This window comes from Ensifer sp. LC384 (assembly GCF_001695865.1).
Classification (GTDB): domain Bacteria; phylum Pseudomonadota; class Alphaproteobacteria; order Rhizobiales; family Rhizobiaceae; genus Ensifer.
The window spans coordinates 233812-254965 of record NZ_MBST01000056.1 but is presented as its reverse complement, the minus strand read 5'-3'; the positions used below and the strand labels follow the sequence as shown (position 1 = coordinate 254965).

Genomic DNA, 21154 nt, shown 5'->3' with positions numbered 1-21154 from the left:
TAAGGCTGTTTCGTTGGTCGATAGAAAAAACCTATTGAACCTGATTCCGCTCGCCGAGAATGCGCGCTTCGTGCAAAAGCGCTGACACCAGCGGCGTGAATGGTTCACGATGCGTCGCAACCAGGCCAACCGTGTGGTGGGCATCCGGCTCGACGATCGGGATCATCCTGATATCTTCGTGAAAGCCGAATGATTTCGCGACGTTAAACGGCATGATGCTCGCCCAGCGACCCGTACGCACATGGGAGAAAAGCACGATCATCGAATTCGATTCGAGGGTCGGCCGAGCGATGACGCCGGCCTCGGAAAGATGCTGGTTGATGATGCGGCGGTTCTGCATATCGGCGGTCAATAGACAAAGCCGAATGTTGCTAACCTCCTTCCATGTCACGGTTTCGCGATCGGAAAGCGGCGTTCCGGCGGCTGTTACGAGGTGATATCGCTCGATCTGCAGGGGAACACTGGTAACCCGGCCCAGGGGCTCGTTCTCGAGATAGGTCAGTCCGGCATCGATCTCGAGGTTTTCGAGCAGTGCCAGGATCTGCAGCGACGTGGTCGACAGCACCGAGAACGTCACATCCGGATGCTTCTCCTGGAACGGCGCGGTGATCATCGGCACCATGGCAAGCGTCGTCGGGATCGCCGCAAGCCGGATATGGCCGGAGAGGCCCTTGCGCGCCGCGCGCATTTCTTCGCGCATCGTGCGGGCATCGCCGACGATGCGCCGCGCCCATTCCAGAACCCGCTGCCCCTCCGGGGTCAGCCCCTGGAAGCGCGAACCGCGGCTGACAAGCATGACTCCGAGCTGTTCTTCAAGCTGGCGGATCGCCGCCGACAGCGTCGGCTGCGTCACGCCGCATTCGAGCGCGGCCCGGCCGAAGTGTCTTTCGCGCGCCAGAACAAGGAACATCTCGAGCTTGTCGATCATCGCCGGGATCTCACGTGATCAGTTGGCCGCCGTTGACCTCCAGCACCTGTCCGGTGATGTAGCCGGCGAGCGCATGGGAGGCGAGGAAGAGATAGGCCGGCGCGCAGTCTTCAGCGGTTCCAAGCCTGCCGATCGGGATCGTCTTGCGCGTCGCCTCCAGTTTCTCCGGCGACGAGTAACGCTCGTGAAATTCGGTGGTGATGGTGCCGGGCGAAACGCAATTGACCCTTATGCCTTCCGGCGCCAGTTCGCGCGCCAGCGCCTTGGAATAAGTGGAGACGAACGCCTTGGTTGCCGAGTAGATCGAAGAGCCGGCGCTGCCACCGGTCAGCGCCGAAATCGACACGGTGTTGACGATCGCCGGATGGGTGCCCTTGCGCAAGTGCGGCAGCAGGGCGCGCGTCATCTCGACCACCGAGGTCTGATTGAGCTGAACGACGGTGCGGTACTGCTCGTCCGTCAGCTCCGCGGCTGGAAAGCGGCCGACCATCGTGCCGGCATTGTTGATGAGGATATCGACGTGCTCGAACCGGCTGCAGATCTCTTCCGCCAGACCATCTACACCGCCGGGCGCCAGAAAGTCGGCAGCGGCCACATGCGCCCTGCCCTCCATCACCGCCGTCTCCAGAAAATCCGGCAGGTCGCCGACCGATCGGCCGGCATGGACGAACACATGGGCGCCGCAGTCGAGGAACTGGCGCGCCACCTCAAGGCCGATGCCGCGTCCGCCACCGGTCACCACCACATTCATGCCTCTGAACAAGGCCGGATGAAACATGTCTTTTCCCTCTTCCCGTAGTTGTCAAAGTCGCCTATCGCCGGGGCGATTGCAACGTGCGCAATCGACATAGCCGACGACGAAAGCAGATTCGCGACAAACGCCGATTTCTGAAATTGCACAGCTTTCGTTTTTGCATATTATGAAAAAAAACGAAAACGGGGAGGTTTCGGAATGTATCTGACGGCCCGACAGGCGGAGATCCTGGAACTGGCGAAGAACGAAGGACGCGTGCTCGTCGAGGAACTGGCGCAGCGCTTTTCGGTGACGCCGCAAACCATCCGCAAGGATCTGAACGACCTCTGCGACGCCAAGATCCTGAACCGGATCCACGGCGGCGCGATCTTCCCGAGCGGCAAGGAAAACGTCAAATACGATGCTCGCCGGCAGATCGCCGCACCGGAGAAGCAGGCGATCGGCAGGGCCGCCGCTGCCCTCATCCCCGACAACGCCTCGCTGTTCATCAACATCGGCACCACCACGGAAGCCGTCGGCGAAGCGCTTCTCGACCACAAGGAATTGATGGTCATCACCAACAACATCAACGTCGCCAACCACTTGCGCGTCTTCCCCTCGATCGAGGTGGTCATCACCGGCGGCGTCGTTCGCGGCTCCGACGGCGGCATTGTCGGCGAGGCGGCGGTCGACTTCATCAAGCAGTTCAAGGTGGACTTCGCGGTCATCGGCGCCTCGGCCATCGACCATGACGGAGCATTGCTCGATTTCGATTTTCGCGAAGTGAAAGTCGCCCAGGCGATCATCGCCAATGCCCGCCATGTCATCCTCGTTTCCGACTCGACCAAATTCGAAAGAACGGCGCCGGTTCGCATCGGCCATATCTCCCAGGTTCAGACCTTCATCACCGACCGCTGTCTGATTGATAATGTACGGAAAATCTGCGCCGAGCACGATGTTCGGCTGATCGAAACCGAGGCTTGAAGGCGGCGTTTTAGACTGTTCTGAGATTCGAGCAACATTCGTTTGACATTCGATCTGTTTTCGCTTTAACTGATTTCGCTTTCGCGATCGCACCAATTTGTGCATTGCGAAATGTGGAGGGGAAACAGCAGTGGCAGAGCAGGCAATCTTCGACGTCTTCGTTATCGGCGGCGGCATCAACGGATGCGGTATCGCGCGTGATGCAGCCGGCCGCGGATACTCCGTCGCCCTTGCGGAAATGAAAGACTTTGCTTCCGGCACGTCTTCCGGCTCCACCAAACTCATTCACGGCGGCCTGCGTTATCTCGAACACTACGAGTTCCGCCTGGTGCGCGAAGCGCTGATGGAGCGCGAAGTGCTGTGGGCGATGGCCCCGCACGTGATCTGGCCGATGCGCTTCGTTCTGCCTTATCACAAGGGTGGGCCCCGCCCGGCCTGGCTCATCCGCCTCGGGCTGTTCCTCTACGACCATATCGGCGGCCGCAAGCTGCTGCCGGCGACGGCCACGCTCGACATGACGCGTGACCCGGCCGGAAAGCCGCTCAAGCGGCTGTTCGCCAAGGCTTTCGAATATTCCGACGGCTGGGTCAACGACGCCCGACTGGTCGTGCTCAATGCCCGTGATGCCGCCGATCGCGGCGCCCAGATCATGGCGCGCACCCGCGTCGTCTCGGCAAAGCGCGACAACGGCAACTGGGCGATCGAAACGGAAAACGCAGCGACCGGCGAGCGCCGGCAGATCAGGGCGCGCATGCTGATCAATGCCGCAGGCCCCTGGGTCGATGCGGTGCTCGCAGGCGCGCTCGGCAAGAACGACGTCCACAACGTTCGCCTGGTCCAGGGCAGCCACATCGTCGTGCGCAAGAAGTTCAACGATCCGCGCGCCTATTTCTTCCAGAATCCGGACGGCCGGATCATGTTTGCCATCCCCTACGAGGACGATTTCACGCTGATCGGCACCACCGACCGCGATTATACCGGCAATCCGGCCGAAGTCCGCATCAGCGACGCCGAAGTCGATTATCTCTGCAGGGCGGCGAGCGAATATTTTCTCGAGCCGGTGGCGAAGGACGACATCGTCTGGACCTATTCCGCCGTCCGCCCACTGTTCGACGATGGCGCCAGCAAGGCGCAGGAAGCGACCCGCGACTACGTTCTTCGCGTCGAAGGCTACAAGACGGCGGCACCGCTGCTCAACGTCTTCGGCGGCAAGCTGACGACCTATCGTCGCCTGAGCGAATCCGCGCTCGAAAAGATCGGCGAGGCCATCGGCGTCAAGGGCGCGAAGTGGACTGCCGGCTCGACACTGCCGGGCGGGGACTTTCCGGCCAAGGGCTATGCCGACGAAGTCGCCAGGCTTCACAAGAATTACCCCTTCCTTGCCGCCGGCCATGTGCGCCGACTGGTACGCCTCTATGGCACGCGCGCTTCCGCGCTACTTGGGTCTGCGTCGAACGAGGCAGCCCTTGGCCACCGTTTCGGCGCCGACCTCTATGAAGCGGAAGTGAAGTGGCTGATCGCTGAGGAATGGGCCCGGCACGCCGAGGACGTGCTGTGGCGGCGCACCAAACTGGGATTGAAGCTGACGCCCGGCGAGGCGGCGGCGCTGGAGGAATACATGCGGGGCGCGGCGAACGCAGCCGCCTGAGGACCCCGCATACTGGAATGCCGATGGCTGGGTGGAACACCGGAGAATTCAATGCTTGAAATGAAGAAGATATCCAAGGTCGTGGGTGGGGAGACGCATATCCACCCGACCGATCTTGTGCTGCAGAGGGGGTCGCTCAATGTGCTGCTCGGCCCGACCCTCTCGGGCAAGACGTCGCTGATGCGGCTGATGGCCGGCCTCGACAAGCCGGCCTCCGGTTCGCTGATCTTCGACGGCACCGACGTCACCGGCCTGCCCGTACAGAAGCGCTCTGTGGCAATGGTCTACCAGCAGTTCATCAACTACCCGTCGATGACCGTCTACGACAATATCGCCTCGCCGATGCGCATCAAGGGTTCGGACGCCGCCACGATCGATCGTGAAGTGCGCAAGGCCGCCGAACTGCTGAAGCTGACGCCCTATCTCGACCGCACGCCGCTCAGCCTTTCCGGCGGCCAGCAGCAGCGCACCGCGCTGGCGCGCGCCATTGTCAAGAATGCCGATCTCGTGCTGCTCGACGAACCGCTCGCCAACCTCGACTACAAGCTGCGCGAGGAACTGCGCGAGGAACTGCCGAAGATCTTCTCAGCCTCCGGCGCGATCTTCGTTTATGCGACCACCGAACCTTCCGAAGCGCTGCTTCTCGGCGGCAATACCGCTGCGCTGAGCCAGGGCCGCATCACCCAGTTCGGCAAGACCATCGACGTCTACCGCCGCCCGGTCGACCTGGTGACGGCACGCACCTTCGCCGATCCGCCGCTGAACACGATCGAACTCGTCAAGTCAGGCTCGATCTTCGTGCTCGACGGCAAGCGCGTGCTTTCGGTCCCCGCTCACCTCTCGGCGTTGGCGGACGGCCCCTGCACGGTCGCCTTCCAGCCGCATCACCTGTCGTTCGACAACCCCTTCGACGGCGCGACGCCACTGACGGTAACGACGGCAATCTCGGAAATCGCAGGCTCCGAAAGCTTCATCCACGTCGGCTTTTCCGGCGCGCGCTGGGTCATGCTGGCGTCGGGCATTCACGACATCGAACCGGACGCGACCCTCGAGGTCTTCGTCGATATCCGCCACCTGATGGCCTTCGGGCCGGATGGGCGCGCGATCGGCGAAACGGCCTGAGGGGGCGCTGGGAGGAAAGACATGGCACGCATCGATCTCGAACATATCCGCCACGCCTATGGCGCCAAGCCGAAGTCGGAAAACGACTACGCGCTCAAGGAAGTCCATCATGAATGGAACGACGGCGGCGCCTACGCGCTGCTCGGCCCGTCCGGCTGCGGCAAGACCACGCTGCTCAACATCATTTCAGGCCTGATCAATCCGTCGGAAGGACGCATTCTCTTCGACGGCAAGGACGTGACGCATCTGTCCACCCAGGACCGTAACATCGCCCAGGTGTTCCAGTTCCCTGTCATCTACGACACGATGACCGTCTACGACAATCTCGCCTTCCCCTTGCGCAACCGGCATGTGCCGGAGACCGAGGTCGATCGCCGCGTCAAGGAAATCATCGAGATGATCGGCCTCGGTGGCTGGGCGGGCAAAAAGGCGCAAGGGCTGACGGCCGACCAGAAACAGAAGATTTCGCTTGGTCGCGGCCTCGTGCGCTCCGACGTCAGCGCCATCCTGTTCGACGAGCCGCTGACCGTCATCGATCCGGAAATGAAATGGGTGCTGCGCTCGCAGATCAAACGCCTGCACAAGCAATTCGGCTTCACCATGGTCTATGTCACCCATGACCAGACCGAGGCGCTCACCTTCGCCGACAAGGTCGTCGTCATGTATGACGGCCAGATCGTGCAGATCGGCACGCCGGCCGAGCTCTTCGAGCGGCCGCGCCACACCTTCGTCGGCTATTTCATCGGCTCGCCGGGCATGAATGTGCTGCCGGCCAAGATCGACGGCAGCACGGCGACGATCGGCGGCGAGACCATCGCACTCAATTTCCGGCCCGAGATCAAGTCCGGCGCCAAGACCGAACTCGGCATCCGCCCGGAATTCGTGTCGATCGGCCGCGAGGGCATGCCGGTTGCGATCAGCAAGGTCGAGGATATCGGCCGTCACAAGATCGTGCGCGCCCGCTTCGCGGACCAGCCGATCTCGATCATCCTCGACGAGGACGGTGAGATTCCGGCCGAACCGCGCATCGCCTTCGATCAGAAGGCCATCAACATCTACGCCGATTCCTGGCGCGTCGGCGGGGAGGCCTGATCATGGAAAAGACCTGGAACAACAAAGCCTGGTTCATGGTTCTGCCGGTTCTGGTGCTCGTCGCCTTCTCGGCGGTGATCCCGCTGATGACGGTGGTCAACTATTCGGTTCAGGACACCTTCGGCAACAATGAGTTCTTCTGGGCCGGCACCGACTGGTATGTCGACGTGCTGACCTCCGACCGATTCTGGGATGCGCTCACCCGCAACCTGATCTTCTCGGCGATCATCCTTGCGATCGAAATCCCGCTCGGCATCATCATTGCGCTCAACATGCCCAAGAAGGGCCTCGGCGTGCCGGTCTGCCTCGTTCTGATGGCGCTGCCGCTGCTGATCCCGTGGAACGTCGTCGGCACCATCTGGCAGGTCTTCGGCCGCGTCGACATCGGCCTGCTCGGCCACACGCTGGAAGCGCTGGGGATCAACTACAACTACGTGCAGAACCCGATCGATGCCTGGGTGACGCTGATCGTCATGGACGTCTGGCACTGGACGAGCCTCGTCGTGCTCTTGTGCTATGCCGGTCTCGTCTCGATCCCCGACGCCTATTATCAGGCGGCCAAGATCGACGGCGCATCGCGCTGGTCCGTCTTCCGCTACATCCAGTTGCCGAAGATGAAGCGCGTGCTCCTGATCGCCTTCCTGCTGCGCTTCATGGACTCATTCATGATCTACACCGAGCCCTTCGTTGTTACCGGCGGCGGCCCCGGCAACTCGACCACCTTCCTGTCGATCGACCTCGTCAAGATGGCCATCGGCCAGTTCGACCTCGGTCCGGCGGCAGCCCTATCGATCATCTACTTCCTCATCATCCTGCTGCTCTCGTGGATCTTCTACACCGTGATGACCACGAGCGACGCGCAGAGCTGAGCCGGGAGGGAGGAGAAACAAATGCACACGACAAAGACACCACTTTCGCAACGCCTGTCCTGGCTGGTTCCGACGATCTACATCGTCTTCCTGCTGCTGCCGATCTACTGGCTCGTCAACATGAGCTTCAAGGAAACGAGCGAGATCCTCAGCACGTTTTCGCTCTGGCCGCAAAATCCGACGCTGCGCAACTACATGGTGATCTTCACCGACCCCTCCTGGTACAAGGGCTATATCAACTCGATCATCTACGTCGTCATGAACACGGTGATCTCGGTTGCGGCAGCGCTGCCGGCAGCCTACGCCTTCTCGCGCTACCGCTTCCTCGGCGACAAGCACCTGTTCTTCTGGCTGCTCACCAACCGCATGGCGCCGCCGGCCGTTTTCGCCCTGCCGTTCTTCCAGCTCTATTCGGCCTTCGGCCTGATCGATACGCACATCGCCGTGGCACTCGCGCACTGCCTGTTCAACGTGCCACTGGCAGTCTGGATCCTTGAAGGCTTCATGTCCGGCGTGCCGAAGGAGATCGACGAGACCGCCTATATCGACGGCTACTCGTTCCCGCGGTTCTTCGTGAAGATCTTCACGCCGCTGATCGCTTCGGGCATCGGCGTCGCGGCCTTCTTCTGCTTCATGTTCTCCTGGGTCGAACTGCTGCTCGCCCGCACGCTGACGACCACGGCCGCCAAGCCGATCGCCGCGATCATGACCCGCACCGTCTCCGCCTCCGGCCTCGACTGGGGCGTGCTGGCTGCGGCCGGCGTGCTCACCATCATCCCTGGCGCGCTCGTGATCTATTTCGTGCGCAACTACATCGCCAAGGGCTTCGCCCTCGGCCGCGTCTAAAGGAGCTTCGTCATGAATTTCTCATGGATGGCATGGACGCTGCCGACGGCGCTGTTCTTCATCACCATCGCCCTGCTGCTCGTCAGCATGGCCGTCTGGGAATATGTCTCGCCGGGCGGCAACCCGCGCGTCGGTATCCTGCGCTTCGAGACGACGCGTGGTGACAGGCTTTTCGTATCGCTGCTCGGCAGCGCCTTCATTCACCTCGCGTGGCTCGGCCTCGGCGGACCGAACCTCTGGTGGGCTCTCGCCCTCTCGGTGGTCTATGCCGTCGGCGTCTTCCGCTACGTGTGATGTGAACGGACTGAGGGATCGGGAAGGGTCCCTCGAAACTGCAATGGAACGCAATCGCAAAACCCAAAGGGAGGAAATTATGCGACGGCACCTTTTGACAACGACGGCGGCAATGCTGCTGGCCTTTACCGGCTCGGCCTTTGCCGGCATGGACGAGGCAAAACAGTTCCTCGACAGCGAGATCGGCGACATGTCCGCGCTCGACCGCGCCGCTCAGGAAGCGGAAATGCAGTGGTTCGTCGATGCGGCAAAGCCCTTTGCCGGCATGGACATCAAGGTCGTTTCGGAAACGATCACCACCCATGAATACGAATCGAAGACGCTGGCCAAGGCCTTCGCCGACATCACCGGCATCAAGGTCACCCACGATCTGATCGGCGAAGGCGACGTCGTCGAAAAACTGCAGACGCAGATGCAGTCGGGCGAAAACGTCTATGACGCCTACATCAACGACTCGGACCTGATCGGCACCCATTGGCGCTACCAGCAGGCCCGCAGCCTGACCGACTTCATGGCAAATGAAGGCAAGGACGTCACCAACCCCAACCTCGATATCGACGACTTCATCGGCAAGTCCTTCACGACCGCGCCGGACGGCAAGCTCTACCAGCTTCCCGACCAGCAGTTCGCGAACCTCTACTGGTTCCGCTACGACTGGTTCAACGACGAGAAGAACAAGGCGGACTTCAAGGCGAAGTACGGCTACGATCTTGGCGTTCCGGTCAACTGGTCGGCCTATGAGGACATTGCCGAATTCTTCACCGGCCGTGAGATCGAGGGCAAGAAGGTCTTTGGTCACATGGACTACGGCAAGAAGGATCCCTCGCTCGGCTGGCGCTTCACCGACGCGTGGCTGTCGATGGCCGGCAACGGCGACAAGGGCATCCCCAACGGCAGGCCGGTCGACGAGTGGGGCATCAAGGTCGACGAGAATTCCCGCCCGGTCGGCTCCTGCGTTGCACGCGGCGGCGACACCAACGCCCCGGCCGCGGTCTACGCCATCCAGAAGTACCTCGACTGGATGAAGGCCTATGCGCCGGCGCCGGCCCAGGGCATGACCTTCTCGGAATCCGGTCCGGTCCCCTCGCAGGGCGAAGTCGCCCAGCAGATGTTCACCTACACCGCCTTCACCGCCGACTTCGTCAAGGAAGGTCTGCCGGTCGTGAACGCGGACGGCACGCCGAAGTGGCGTTTTGCGCCGAGCCCGCACGGCGTCTACTGGAAGGACGGCATGAAGCTCGGTTACCAGGACGCCGGTTCCTGGACCCTTCTGAAGTCGACGCCCGACGACCGCGCCAAGGCCGCATGGCTCTACGCGCAGTTCGTGACCTCGAAGACCGTCGACGTGAAGAAGAGCCATGTCGGCCTGACCTTCATTCGTCAGTCGACGCTCGACCACAAGAGCTTCACGGACCGTGCTCCGAAGCTCGGCGGTTTGATCGAGTTCTACCGTTCGCCGGCCCGCCTGCAATGGTCGCCGACCGGAACGAACGTTCCTGACTATCCGAAGCTCGCACAGCTTTGGTGGCAGGCGATCGGCGATGCCTCTTCCGGCGCGAAAACCGCCCAGGAAGCCATGGACTCGCTTTGCGGCGAGCAGGAAAAGGTGCTGCAGCGCCTGGAACGCGCGGGTATCCAGGGCGATATCGGTCCGAAGCTGGCCGAGGAACACGACCTCGAATACTGGAACAAGGATGCCGTTTCCAAGGGCAACCTCGCTCCGCAGCTGAAGGTCGAGAACGAGAAGGACCAGCCCCAGACCGTCAACTACGACGAACTGGTCAAGAGCTGGCAGAAGTAAAAAAGCCCAAGACGACGGCCGCCCGTGCGAACGGGCGGCCGATTACAGGAGATGCGGCACCGAGGTCGGCAACGGCCTCGGTTTTTTATTGCCAGGAAGGCAAATCACCGGGAGTGAGGCGGAAATCCATGCCGGCCAGCCCACGCCACGATCAAGGCCGGGAGCAGGATCGCCAGCAGGGCCGTCGGAAAGATCGTCGCGCCGATGCTGTCGAGCAGCAGACCGCCAGCCAAACCGCCACCGGCCATCGCCGCATTCCAGGCCGTGACGATCATCGACTGTGCCGCATCCGCTTCCGCGCCGGCGGCCTTTGCCGAAGCGGTCTGGAACAGGGTCGGCGCGCCGCCGAAGGCGAGGCCCCAGGCGACAACACCGAGACAGACCGCGGCTGGCTGGTCGCCGAAGAAGGCAAGCAACAGCGAGGCTGCCGCAAACAGCGTCATGCTCGTCAGCACCAACGAACGCAGATGCCTGTCGACGAGTGCCCCAATGACAGGAATGACGACCAGCGACGCGATGCCGAAAACAAGCAGGATCCAGTCCGCTCGCCCACCCAAGCCCGATGGCTCCAGGAACGGCACGATGTAGGTGTAGAGGATATTGTGGGCGAAAACGACGGCAAACATCACGAACAGCACCGGTCGGATCCCAGGCAATCGAAACACCGATGCGAGCGCCAGACGTCGTTCTGCACGCTGCCCCGGAAAGTCGGGAAGCACCCACAGGGCCCAGCCGACAAGCAGGACGGTCATGACGCTCAGGAGAGCGAAGGTCAGGCGCCAGCCGGTCATGGCTCCAAGCAGGGTGCCTGCGGGAATGCCGATAGAGAGCGCCACCGGCGCCCCGAGCATGGCGATGGCGATCGCCCGTCCCTGCTGGTGTGGCGGCACCATGCGGCTCGCATAACCGGCTGCAAGCGCCCAGAGCAGCCCGGCAAAGACACCGGCAAGGAAGCGCGCCACCATCGTCACGGCATAGTCGTTTGAGAGCGCGGTCACCGTATTGACCACGGCAAATCCGGAGATCGCCGCGATCAGCAGCGGCCGCCGGCGCCAGGTCCTCGTCAGCGCCACGAGCGGGATGGCGGCGACCAGCGAACCGATCGCGTAGATCGTCACCATCTGGCCGGCCAGGGATTGCGAGACGCCGAGATCGGCGCTGATCTGCAGCAACAGGCCGGCCGGCAGCGCCTCCGTGAGGATGGTGATGAACCCGGCGGTCGCAAGCGCGAGCAGTGCCGAAAGCGGCAGCCTGGCCCCGGCGGCGGCGACGGGCATCTGTGCCGCTTCCTGCGGAACCGGAAGCGCGCAGTCGTTGGATTGCATGGAATCTATCTTTCAGGATGGCTCGCCAAGGACGCCTGTCTTGACGGCAATGGCGGGATGGCGGCACGTGCAAGGAGTTCGCCGCCGGCCAAGGCGGGCGGCGATCTCATCTAGGCCGATGCTGCGAGCGCAGCGCGCTTGGGGAGCACGAGGTCATCGACGCGATAGGTGTGAAACTCGCAGGTCGAGACCGAATTCAGCGCCCTGAATTTTTCGAGGAACACCGCATCGGAGAAGAACTCCTCGACATTTCCTTCGCCGGCTATCGCTTCGATATTGACCACCGTCCTGCCGTCGGTGCTCTTGGACAGGTTGCTCCAGAGAAAGCCATCCTTGCGCTCGGCGACGTAGTTCACGACATCCTGGATCAGGCGAAACGCCTCTTCCTGCTTGCCCGGGTGGGCGTGGATGACATTGACGATGAAGACGGTCGGTTCCGGACCCGCGCGGAAACCGGCCAAAAGTGGCTGCTGCATGTTTTCTCCTTCTTTCGCCGACGGTGTTTTCGCGCGTCACGAACGCGGTGTGTCGGGCAGGCGGACTATGGCCAGCTTCCAATCGGAGAAAAATGCGCTACAGCTCCGAAGATATCGGACAGAAATATCCATAATCCCAAACGACGGACGAGGACGACGAATGGACAGCCTTGGTGCACTCAATGCTTTCGTGCAGGCGGCAGACGCCCGCAGCTTTACGGAGGCTGCGACCCAGCTCGGCGTTTCCCCCTCCGCCGTCGGCAAGGCGATTGCTCGGCTGGAGGAGCGCCTAAGCGTTCGTCTCTTTCATCGCAGCACGCGCAGCATCACGCTGACACCGGAAGGCACGCTGTTTCTCGAACGCTGCCGGCGGATTTTTGGCGAGATCGAGGCGGCCGAGGCCGAGCTGGTTCAGAGCCAAGAGGCCCCGCGCGGCAAGCTGCGCGTCAGCCTGCCGATGGCCGGCATGCTGCTGATGCCGACGCTGACGGCCTTCATGCGCGCCTATCCGGAGGTCGAGATCGATCTCGATTTCTCCGACCGCATGGTCGACGTCATCGAGGAAGGTTTCGATGCGGTCGTGCGCAGCGGGGAGATCGGCGATTCCAGACTGATGACCCGTCAGCTCGGCACCTTTCACCCCTATCTGGTCGCTTCACCCGCCTATTTCGAGAAACACGGCATGCCGGCGACGCCACAGGATCTCGACCGCCATCACTGCCTGCACCATCGCTTTCCATCGACAGGTAAGCTCGAACCATGGCCGCTGGTGCAGGATGGCGCCGCATTGAACGTCGTTGTGCCGGTAACGGCCGTCTCCAACGCCCTGGAGCCGTTGATCCACATGGCGGAGGAAGGACTCGGCATCGCCTGCCTTCCGGACTTCACGGTCAGACGGCAGATGCGCGAGGGCGCGCTTGTATCGGTTCTGGAGAACCGGCTGCGCCGTTGCGGCACCTACAGGATCCTGTGGCCGTCCAGCCGACATCTCTCGCCGAAACTGCGTGTCTTCGTCGACTTCATGGCCGCCAATCTCTTCCCGGCCAATGGAGGGGCATCGGAACCGGCTTGACCGGAAGCGAAGGCTGGTTTCGACTGGAAGCGGCCGCGGAACCGCCGCGACATTCTACGATTTCGCCATCACCCGACGAGCGGTTTTGCCCGGTCGATCCTTGTCGAAAATCGCCCTGATCGCCTGTTTCGTGCCATCGTCCATCAGCACGATCATGTCGAGGTAGAGCTGCTTGTCGACGATGACGAAGCGGACGTCGAATGGCTTGCCGCCATAGTGACCGCTGACATCCTCGCTCCAGCGGCCGATGCCGGTCGCAGTCGTGGAACCGGTTTTCAGGTCCGCATGGGCAAAGGCAAACCAGCCATTGTTGGAAGACACCTTGAGGATGGGCCCTTGCTGCTTGATCGCCAGCCAGCAGGTCTCGCAGGTGCCGGCGTTCGACACCGTTTGTCGCCACTGCCCCGGAAAGTCTTCCGCCTCAGCGCGGGCGCCGAGCGGCCATAGAACAACAACAACGGCAATCAGTGCGCCGACCAGACGGCCAAACATGCCAGCAGGCAACGAAAATCTCATATAGCGCAATTCCATGGACACTCGTGCGGAGGCGAGTGTTCGCCTCGATACCGGTGCACACTGCCTGCGCTTCATTGCGGCAACGTTGCATCCGGCCGCGCCTTTTTCCGCTACAGCGCCGCGCGTCAAATATGACGCGCTGAGGACGCTGTAACGCTTTAAACTTGCTGCATAATTTTGTCCTTAAATCGGATCCGATTTAAGGAATTATGCAGTGGGATTGTGCCGCAGCCTTCCCTTTGCTGACATCCATTCCCCCCGGATTCCCGAAAGTGTTTACTCCCTGGTTGCGCTTGCGGCATTCTGTCTCGGCACCAAAGATGCCCTTTCCCCTGTTGGAGGACGGGGGAAACGGATTGGTCGACGTGATGGGAGGAGTAACCATGAGCGACGCATCCAGCATACACCCGGTGGACGAGAAGCTGCCCGTCGGCAAGCTCGCGACCCTCGGGATCCAGCATGTACTTGTCATGTATGGCGGCGCCGTCGCGGTTCCGCTGATCGTTGGCCGGGCGCTGCAGCTCAGCCCCCAGGACGTCGCTTTCCTGATTTCCGCCGATCTCTTCGTCTGTGGTCTCGTCACCATCATCCAGTCGCTCGGCATTACCCGCAGCGTCGGCATCCGCCTTCCCGTCATGATGGGGGTCACCTTCGCTTCCGTCGGCCCGATGGTGTCGATGGCAACGATGACACCGGGTCAGGAGGGCGCCCGATTGATCTTCGGCGCCATCATCGGCGCCGGCCTGGTCGCACTGCTGCTCGCCCCGCTGATGGGGCGGTTGTTGCGGTTCTTCCCGCCGATCGTCACCGGCACCATCATTCTGGTGATCGGCGTGACGCTGATGCGCGTCGGCGTCAACTGGATCTTCGGCAATCCCTTCGGCCCGACGGCACCGAAGCTGGTCGATCCGACCCACGCCGAATGGCTGGCCGAACTGAAGAAGCTCGCCACATCAGGTGGCCCGGCCGTTCCCGACGGCGTCGTGCTTGGCGCCACGGTTCCCAACCCGATCTATGCCGAACCAAGCCATGTGGCGCTTGCCGCCTTCGTCCTCATCTCCATTCTGGTCGTCGCGCGTTTCGGCCGCGGGCTGATCAGCAACATCGCGGTCCTCACCGGCATCGTCATCGGCTGCGTCTTTGCCGCCGGACTCGGCATGATGCATTTCGATCGGGTGGCGGATGCCGGCTGGTTTGCCGTCGTCACGCCACTGCGCTTCGGCATGCCGATCTTCGACCCGGTGCTGATCGCGACCATGTCGCTGGTGATGATCGTGGTCATGATCGAATCGACCGGCATGTTCCTGGCGCTCGGCGAAATCACCAACAAGGAAGTGTCGCAGCAGCAGCTGACGGCCGGCCTTCGCGTCGACGGCATCGGCACGATGATCGGCGGCCTGTTCAACACCTTCCCCTACACCAGCTTCTCGCAGAATGTCGGGCTTGTCGGCGTCACCGGCGTCAAGAGCCGCTATGTCTGCGTCATGGGCGGCGTGATCATGATCGTGCTCGGTCTGATCCCGAAGATGGGCGCGCTGGTCGAGGCGGTCCCGACCTTCGTGCTCGGCGGTGCCGGCCTGGTGATGTTCGGCATGGTGGCAGCCACCGGCGTGCGCATCCTGTCGACCGTCGATTTCAAGTCGTCGCGCAACAACCTGTTCGTCGTCGCCGTTTCGGTCGGCTTCGGCCTGATCCCGCTGATTGCGCCGAACTTCCTGATGTGGATGCCGCATGCGATCCACCCGATCATCGAATCGGGCATCGTGCTCGCCTCGATCTCGGCGGTCGTGCTCAACGCTTTCTTCAACGGATTGAGCGTCGAGCGTTCCGCCTCGATCAACGCGGCAAGGCTCGCCGACAGTCACTGAGCCGGCTCAAGACGATCAAGCCCCGGCCTTTGCAAGCAGGCCGGGGCTTTGCCTTTGGGCCATTCCGAAACCCCCGACACTTCGATCGCCAGCGAAGCATCGGCCGGTAGCGGCACGGTAGAAACAGGGCAACGAACACGCCCCGAAGGATCCGACCACCATGGCCAGGCCCAACCTCACCCTCGAGCTTCTGCTGCTCGCCCTGCTCGCAACCCTCTGGGGCGCGTCCTACACCTTCATCAAGATCGGCGTCGAAACCATTCCGCCGGTAACGCTGATCGCCGCCCGCACGCTGATCGCCGGTACCATTCTGCTCGCCGTCCTTCGCTGGCGCGGCGTGAAGCTGCCGCGCGACGCGGCCACATGGAGACGCTTCCTGTTCCAGGCCTGCCTCAACAGCGTTTTCCCCTTCACCCTGATCGCCTGGGCAGAGCAGACGATCGATGCCGGTGTCGCCGCGATCCTCAATGCGGCGACACCCATCTTCGCCTTTCTGCTGACGGCGCTGATCACCCGCCACGAGGCGGCATCGGCAAGGAAGCTGATTGGCGTGGTGGCAGGCATGGCCGGCATCAGCCTGATCATCGGCGTGGAGGCCTTCGGCGGTCTCGGCGACGAGCTGCTGGCGCAGCTTGCCGTGGTGTTCGCGACCGTCTGCTATGCCGGCGCCGCCATCTTCGGCAAGAGCTTCAGGGGTCTCGACCCGATGGTTCCGGCCGCGGGCTCGCTTCTTGCCGGCGCAGTGCTTCTCATCCCCGCAAGCCTGGTGATCGACCAGCCATGGACGCTTGCCCCTTCCGCTCATTCCATGATCGCGCTTGTCTGCCTGGCCGTGTTCTCGACGGCGCTGGCCTTCGCCATCTACTTCCGTCTGATCCAGACACTCGGTTCCGTCGGCGCCACGGCGCAGGCCTACCTGCGCGTCCCCGTCGGGGTGACCATCGGCGTGCTCTTCCTCGGCGAAAGATTGTCGGACACGATCTGGATCGGCCTTGCCTGCGTCGTCATCGGCGTTGCCGCCATGACCATCCCGGCGCGCCGGGCCGGGCCTGCCCTCGTCGATCGCGGCTAACCTCAAGGCCGGAACCGAAGAGGCGCAGCGATGGACCGCTGCGCCTTCAGCATAAGCAGGGGCGATCAGTCCTTGCGCTTGCGGCAATAGAGCTCCAGCCGGTGGCGAACCAGGTCGTAACCGAGCTCGGCGGCGATCTCCGCCTGCAGCTGCTCGATCTTGTCGGAGCGAAACTCGATCACCGCGCCGGTGTCGATGTCGATCAGGTGATCGTGATGCGGAGCGTCGGCCGTCTCGAAACGGGCGGTGGCGCTTTCAAACGCGTGGCGATGGATGACGCCCTGCTGCTCCAGCGCCGACAGCGTTCTGTAGACGGTCGACAGCGAAACGGTTGCATCGATCTCCTTGGCGCGCCGGTGCAATTCGCTCGCATCCGGGTGGTCTTCGGCGGTCGCGAGAATCTTGAGGATTGCCGCACGCTGCCGCGTCACACGTACACCACCGTCCCTCAGGACGCCCTCCAGCTCTTCAACGCGATTCTTGTTCTGTTTCATGGTGCTACACTAGCCAAGGGCGATAAGTTTGAAAATAGCCAGTTGCGAATGCTTCTCATGTGCATTGACTTATGCAAATCATTCCCCTAGTCCTGTGAACGACACTATCGGGGAGAATGGAATGATCGATCAGACGAGACGCGCGATCCTGGTTGCGGCAACGACATTGGCAGCCTTCGCGCTCGTTCCGGGTGCCGCTTACGCACAGGAAAAGTTCAAGGCCGTTACGACGTTCACGGTGATCGCCGACATGGCCAGGAACGTCGCAGGTGACGCGGCAGTCGTCGAATCCATCACCAAGCCCGGTGCCGAGATCCACAACTACCAGCCGACGCCCCGCGATATCCTGAAGGCGCATGATGCCAAGCTGATCCTCTGGAATGGCCTCAACCTCGAGCTCTGGTTCGAAAAATTCTTCCAGAATTTCGACGACGTGCCAGGCGTCGTCGTTTCGCAAGGCGTCGAGCCCATGGGGATCGCGGAAGGCCCCTATAGCGGCAAGCCGAACCCGCATGCCTGGATGTCGCCCTCGGCAGCGCTGATCTATGTCGACAACATCCGCGACGCCTTCGTCAAATACGATCCTGGTCATGCAGAGACCTACAAGGCCAACGCAGAAGCCTACAAGCAGAAGATCGAGGCGGCGATCGCCCCGATCCGCGCCGAGATCGGCAAGATCCCCGAGGACAAGCGCTGGCTGGTTTCGAGCGAAGGCGCCTTCAGCTACCTCACCCGCGACTTCGGCCTGAAGGAACTCTATCTCTGGCCGATCAACGCGGACCAGCAGGGCACGCCGCAGCAGGTGCGCAAGGTCATCGACGCCGTACGTGCCAACAACATCCCCGTCGTCTTTTCAGAAAGCACGATTTCGCCCGACCCGGCGCAGCAGGTGGCGCGGGAAACCGGCGCAAGATACGGCGGCGTGCTCTATGTTGATTCCTTGAGCGAAGCGGACGGTCCGGTACCGACCTATATCGACCTCTTGCGCGTGACGTCCGAAACCATCGCGAAAGGCCTTTCGCAATGAACCTTCAGGTGAAGCCCCGCTCCGCCCCGCAAACCGCCTCCGGGGATGCAGGCAGCGGCATCCGCGTCTCCGGCGCGACCGTGACCTATCGCAACGGCCACCGCGCGCTTCGCGATGCCTCCTTCGAGATCCCGACCGGCACGATCACAGCACTTGTCGGCGTCAACGGCAGCGGCAAGTCGACCCTCTTCAAGGCGGTCATGGGCTTTGCCCGGCTGGCCCGCGGGGAGATCTCCATCCTCGGCCTTTCCGTCCAGGAGGCGCTGAAAAAGAACCTCGTCGCCTATGTGCCGCAGGCCGAGGAGGTCGACTGGAACTTTCCGGTTCTGGTCGAAGACGTGGTGATGATGGGCCGCTACGGCCATATGAACATGCTGCGCATCCCGAAGAAGGCCGACCATGAGGCGGTGGAGGCAGCGCTTGCCCGTGTCGGCATGAGCGACTTCCGCAAACGCCAGATCGGCGAACTCTCCGGCGGTCAGAAGAAACGCGTCTTTCTCGCCCGCGCCCTTGCCCAGGATGGCCGCGTGATCCTGCTTGACGAGCCCTTCACCGGCGTCGACGTCAAGACCGAGGACGCCATCATCCGGCTGTTGATCGGCTTGCGCGACGAGGGTCGCGTCATGCTGGTCTCGACCCACAATCTCGGCAGCGTGCCGGAATTCTGTGACCGCACGGTGCTGTTGAAGAACACTGTGCTGGCCTACGGCCCGACGGAAACGACCTTCACTCGAGAAAACCTCGAACTCGCCTTCGGCGGCGTGCTGCGCCACTTCGTGCTCGGCGGTGATAGCCTGCATGACGACGCGGACCCGCGGCAACTGTCCGTCATCAGCGACGACGAACGGCCGCTGGTGATGTACGGCGACAAGAACCACATGGTGCCGCAGCCGGCCAAGCTCGAGACCGATCCGGAGGCGAACGGCCAATGATCGCCACGCTCTTCGAGCCCTTCACCTACAGTTACATGCTGAACGCCATGTGGGTAAGCGCACTGGTCGGTGCCGTCTGCGCCTTCCTGTCGTCCTATCTGATGCTGAAAGGCTGGTCGCTGATCGGCGACGCGCTCTCGCACGCGATCGTTCCGGGCGTTGCCGGCGCCTATATGCTCGGCCTGCCCTTCTCGCTCGGCGCCTTCTTCTCCGGCGGACTTGCCGCCGGTGTGATGCTGTTTCTCAACCAGCGCACCCGGCTGAAGGAAGATACCATCATCGGACTGATCTTCACTTCGTTCTTCGGCCTCGGCCTGTTCATGGTGTCGCTGTCGCCGACCTCGGTGAACATCCAGACGATCGTGCTCGGCAACATTCTCGCGATCACGCCTGCCGACACGCTGCAGCTCGCGCTGATCGGCGTGATCTCGCTGATCATCCTGACGGCCAAGTGGAAGGACCTGATGGTCACCTTCTTCGACGAGAGCCACGCCCGCTCGATCGGTATCCCGACGACCTTCCTGAAGGTGCTGTTCTTCACGCTTCTGTCCGCCTGCACGGTCGCAGCCCTGCAGACGGTCGGCGCCTTCCTCGTCATCGCCATGGTGGTGACACCGGGCGCCACGGCCTATCTGCTTACCGACCGCTTTCCGCGGCTGATCGTCATCAGCGTCGCGATCGGCGCGCTCACCAGCTTCTTCGGCGCCTATTTCAGCTACTTCCTCGATGGCGCCACCGGCGGCATCATCATCGTGCTGCAGACGCTGATCTTCCTCTTTGCCTTCGTCTTTGCGCGGAAGCACGGATTGCTGGCTGCCCGCAGGCGCAGCGCCGAAGCCCTGGAGGTCACGCAATGATCTCGCTCGACCTGCTGCTTGCCGTCCTCGAGTTCGAGTTCATGCGCAACGCGCTGTTGATCTCGGCTCTGGTCGCGATCCCGACAGCCTTGCTCTCCTGCTTCCTAGTGCTCAAGGGCTGGTCGCTGATGGGCGATGCCATCTCGCACGCAGTCTTCCCCGGCGTCGTCATTTCCTACATCATCGGTCTGCCGCTCGCCGTTGGCGCCTTTGCCGCCGGCATGTCCTGCGCGCTTCTGACCGGCTACCTCAAGGAAAACAGCCGCATCAAGCAGGATACGGTGATGGGCGTGGTGTTCTCCGGCATGTTCGGCTTCGGCCTGGTGCTCTACACCAAGATCCAGAGCGATGTGCACCTCGACCATATCCTCTTCGGGGACATGCTCGGCATCGGCTGGCCCGACATCGTCGAAACCGGCCTGATCGCGCTGGTGGTGACCGGCATCCTGGCGGTGAAATGGCGGGATTTCCTGCTGCATGCCTTCGACCCGGCACAGGCCAAGGCTGTCGGCCTGCGCGTCAACTGGCTGCACTATGGGCTGCTGGCGATCCTGTCGTTGACGATCGTCGGCGCGCTGAAGGCCGTTGGCCTGATCCTTGCCATCGCCATGCTGATCGCCCCCGGCGCCATCGCGTTTCTCATCACCCGCACCATGGGCAGCATGCTCATCGTGGCGGTGCTGGTCGCAACCGTCGCCTCGTTCTCAGGCGTCTATCTCTCGTTCTTCATCGACAGCGCCCCGGCGCCGACCATCGTGCTTTTGATGACCGTGATCTTCCTCATCGCTTTCCTCTGGTCGTCCTGGCGGACGGCCCGCATCGAGGCGCAGCGAACGACGGTCGAGTAATACCAACCTGCGCTGATATTGACCTATTGCGCCGGGCCCTTCGGGTGGGCCGTGTGTCGGCCACCGGCAGCGTCGCAATCCTCGACCGATGCCAAGGCATCGCTCTCAGGTCCGCTCGTCGCCGGATGACCGCATACGGTCCCACGCAAGAGGTCAATATCAGCGCAGGTTGGTATTAGGACGAGCACGCCCGGTACTTTGGCCGCCGCGCCGATGGTCGTATGGATATTGGCTGCCAGGCGGATTTCGGGAATGAAGGAAATGGAGAAGGACAAGTCGTCTTCCTGTCACCACGGGATGATCGCTTTACCCTGCATCACAATCTGATATTTTCAGATCCACGGAATTTT

The 21154-nt window shown here is 62.3% G+C and carries 22 protein-coding genes; 15 read left to right on the top strand and 7 right to left on the bottom strand.

What is annotated here, in order from left to right:
• Window positions 1–31: 31 nt before the first annotated feature.
• Both BC363_RS28825 and BC363_RS28820 read right to left on the bottom strand, forming a co-directional pair.
• On the bottom strand, window positions 32–928 hold the full coding sequence (locus BC363_RS28825) for a LysR family transcriptional regulator (protein ID WP_065780776.1): 897 nt from the start codon (window positions 926–928) through the stop codon (window positions 32–34).
• Between the two features lie 10 nt (window positions 929–938).
• Window positions 939–1706 carry an SDR family oxidoreductase gene (locus BC363_RS28820; protein ID WP_065780775.1) on the bottom strand — a complete coding sequence of 256 codons (768 nt, stop codon included), beginning with the start codon at window positions 1704–1706 and terminating at the stop codon, window positions 939–941.
• A 174-nt stretch (window positions 1707–1880) separates the two neighbouring features.
• Between BC363_RS28820 and BC363_RS28815 the strand changes: the two genes are divergently transcribed.
• From BC363_RS28815 to BC363_RS28780, 8 genes are all read left to right on the top strand, one after another.
• The gene (locus BC363_RS28815) at window positions 1881–2645 is read left to right on the top strand and encodes a DeoR/GlpR family DNA-binding transcription regulator (RefSeq protein ID WP_065780774.1); all 765 of its coding nucleotides are present in this window, start codon (window positions 1881–1883) and stop codon (window positions 2643–2645) included.
• 130 nt (window positions 2646–2775) lie between these two features.
• Window positions 2776–4293 carry a glycerol-3-phosphate dehydrogenase gene (gene glpD / locus BC363_RS28810; protein ID WP_065780773.1) on the top strand — a complete coding sequence of 506 codons (1518 nt, stop codon included), beginning with the start codon at window positions 2776–2778 and terminating at the stop codon, window positions 4291–4293.
• Between the two features lie 51 nt (window positions 4294–4344).
• Window positions 4345–5415 carry an ABC transporter ATP-binding protein gene (locus BC363_RS28805; RefSeq protein ID WP_065780772.1) on the top strand — a complete coding sequence of 357 codons (1071 nt, stop codon included), beginning with the start codon at window positions 4345–4347 and terminating at the stop codon, window positions 5413–5415.
• 21 nt (window positions 5416–5436) lie between these two features.
• Complete coding sequence (locus BC363_RS28800) at window positions 5437–6507, top strand: ABC transporter ATP-binding protein (RefSeq protein WP_065780771.1); 1071 nt, start codon at window positions 5437–5439, stop codon at window positions 6505–6507.
• Window positions 6508–6509: 2 nt separating this feature from the next.
• Window positions 6510–7376 (top strand): sugar ABC transporter permease, encoded by an 867-nt coding sequence (locus tag BC363_RS28795; RefSeq protein WP_065780770.1) that lies wholly within the window; start codon window positions 6510–6512, stop codon window positions 7374–7376.
• Between the two features lie 21 nt (window positions 7377–7397).
• Window positions 7398–8222: a carbohydrate ABC transporter permease gene (locus BC363_RS28790; protein WP_053249279.1), complete on the top strand. Its 825-nt coding sequence runs from the start codon at window positions 7398–7400 to the stop codon at window positions 8220–8222.
• 12 nt (window positions 8223–8234) lie between these two features.
• Window positions 8235–8516 carry a DUF2160 domain-containing protein gene (locus BC363_RS28785; RefSeq protein ID WP_065780769.1) on the top strand — a complete coding sequence of 94 codons (282 nt, stop codon included), beginning with the start codon at window positions 8235–8237 and terminating at the stop codon, window positions 8514–8516.
• Window positions 8517–8595: 79 nt separating this feature from the next.
• A complete protein-coding gene (locus tag BC363_RS28780) occupies window positions 8596–10317 on the top strand; it encodes an ABC transporter substrate-binding protein (protein ID WP_065780768.1) in 1722 nt (573 codons plus the stop codon).
• A gap of 104 nt (window positions 10318–10421) precedes the next feature.
• On the opposite strand, the gene BC363_RS28775 is transcribed toward BC363_RS28780, so the two are convergent.
• Window positions 10422–11642 (bottom strand): MFS transporter, encoded by a 1221-nt coding sequence (locus BC363_RS28775; protein WP_244519969.1) that lies wholly within the window; start codon window positions 11640–11642, stop codon window positions 10422–10424.
• Window positions 11643–11752: 110 nt separating this feature from the next.
• Window positions 11753–12118, bottom strand: a complete 366-nt coding sequence (locus BC363_RS28770) for an antibiotic biosynthesis monooxygenase (protein WP_065780767.1) — start codon at window positions 12116–12118, stop codon at window positions 11753–11755.
• 160 nt (window positions 12119–12278) lie between these two features.
• Between BC363_RS28770 and BC363_RS28765 the strand changes: the two genes are divergently transcribed.
• Window positions 12279–13190 carry a LysR family transcriptional regulator gene (locus tag BC363_RS28765; RefSeq protein WP_065780766.1) on the top strand — a complete coding sequence of 304 codons (912 nt, stop codon included), beginning with the start codon at window positions 12279–12281 and terminating at the stop codon, window positions 13188–13190.
• Window positions 13191–13244: 54 nt separating this feature from the next.
• Here BC363_RS28765 and BC363_RS28760 read toward each other — a convergent pair whose 3' ends face one another.
• Window positions 13245–13706, bottom strand: a complete 462-nt coding sequence (locus BC363_RS28760; protein ID WP_141690466.1) for a hypothetical protein — start codon at window positions 13704–13706, stop codon at window positions 13245–13247.
• A 383-nt stretch (window positions 13707–14089) separates the two neighbouring features.
• Between BC363_RS28760 and BC363_RS28755 the strand changes: the two genes are divergently transcribed.
• Window positions 14090–15574: a nucleobase:cation symporter-2 family protein gene (locus BC363_RS28755; RefSeq protein WP_065780764.1), complete on the top strand. Its 1485-nt coding sequence runs from the start codon at window positions 14090–14092 to the stop codon at window positions 15572–15574.
• Between the two features lie 160 nt (window positions 15575–15734).
• Window positions 15735–16646, top strand: a complete 912-nt coding sequence (locus BC363_RS28750) for an EamA family transporter (protein WP_065780763.1) — start codon at window positions 15735–15737, stop codon at window positions 16644–16646.
• 65 nt (window positions 16647–16711) lie between these two features.
• On the opposite strand, the gene BC363_RS28745 is transcribed toward BC363_RS28750, so the two are convergent.
• On the bottom strand, window positions 16712–17140 hold the full coding sequence (locus BC363_RS28745) for a Fur family transcriptional regulator (protein ID WP_053249270.1): 429 nt from the start codon (window positions 17138–17140) through the stop codon (window positions 16712–16714).
• Window positions 17141–17261: 121 nt separating this feature from the next.
• On the opposite strand from BC363_RS28745, the gene BC363_RS28740 reads away from it, so the two are divergent.
• The 4 genes from BC363_RS28740 to BC363_RS28725 are packed head-to-tail and all read left to right on the top strand — an operon-like array spanning window position 17262 to window position 20804.
• A complete protein-coding gene (locus BC363_RS28740; RefSeq protein ID WP_065780762.1) occupies window positions 17262–18167 on the top strand; it encodes a metal ABC transporter substrate-binding protein in 906 nt (301 codons plus the stop codon).
• Entirely contained in the window at window positions 18164–19099 is a 936-nt protein-coding gene (locus BC363_RS28735; protein WP_065780761.1) for a manganese/iron ABC transporter ATP-binding protein, read from the top strand. The genes BC363_RS28740 and BC363_RS28735 overlap by 4 nt, the downstream gene beginning before the upstream one ends.
• Window positions 19096–19956 (top strand): metal ABC transporter permease, encoded by an 861-nt coding sequence (locus tag BC363_RS28730; RefSeq protein WP_065780760.1) that lies wholly within the window; start codon window positions 19096–19098, stop codon window positions 19954–19956. The genes BC363_RS28735 and BC363_RS28730 overlap by 4 nt, the downstream gene beginning before the upstream one ends.
• Window positions 19953–20804, top strand: a complete 852-nt coding sequence (locus BC363_RS28725) for a metal ABC transporter permease (RefSeq protein ID WP_065780759.1) — start codon at window positions 19953–19955, stop codon at window positions 20802–20804. Before BC363_RS28730 ends, BC363_RS28725 begins: the two co-directional genes overlap by 4 nt.
• 23 nt (window positions 20805–20827) lie before the next feature.
• Here BC363_RS28725 and BC363_RS28720 read toward each other — a convergent pair whose 3' ends face one another.
• Window positions 20828–21079 (bottom strand): hypothetical protein, encoded by a 252-nt coding sequence (locus BC363_RS28720; RefSeq protein ID WP_065780758.1) that lies wholly within the window; start codon window positions 21077–21079, stop codon window positions 20828–20830.
• Window positions 21080–21154 lie beyond the last annotated feature (75 nt).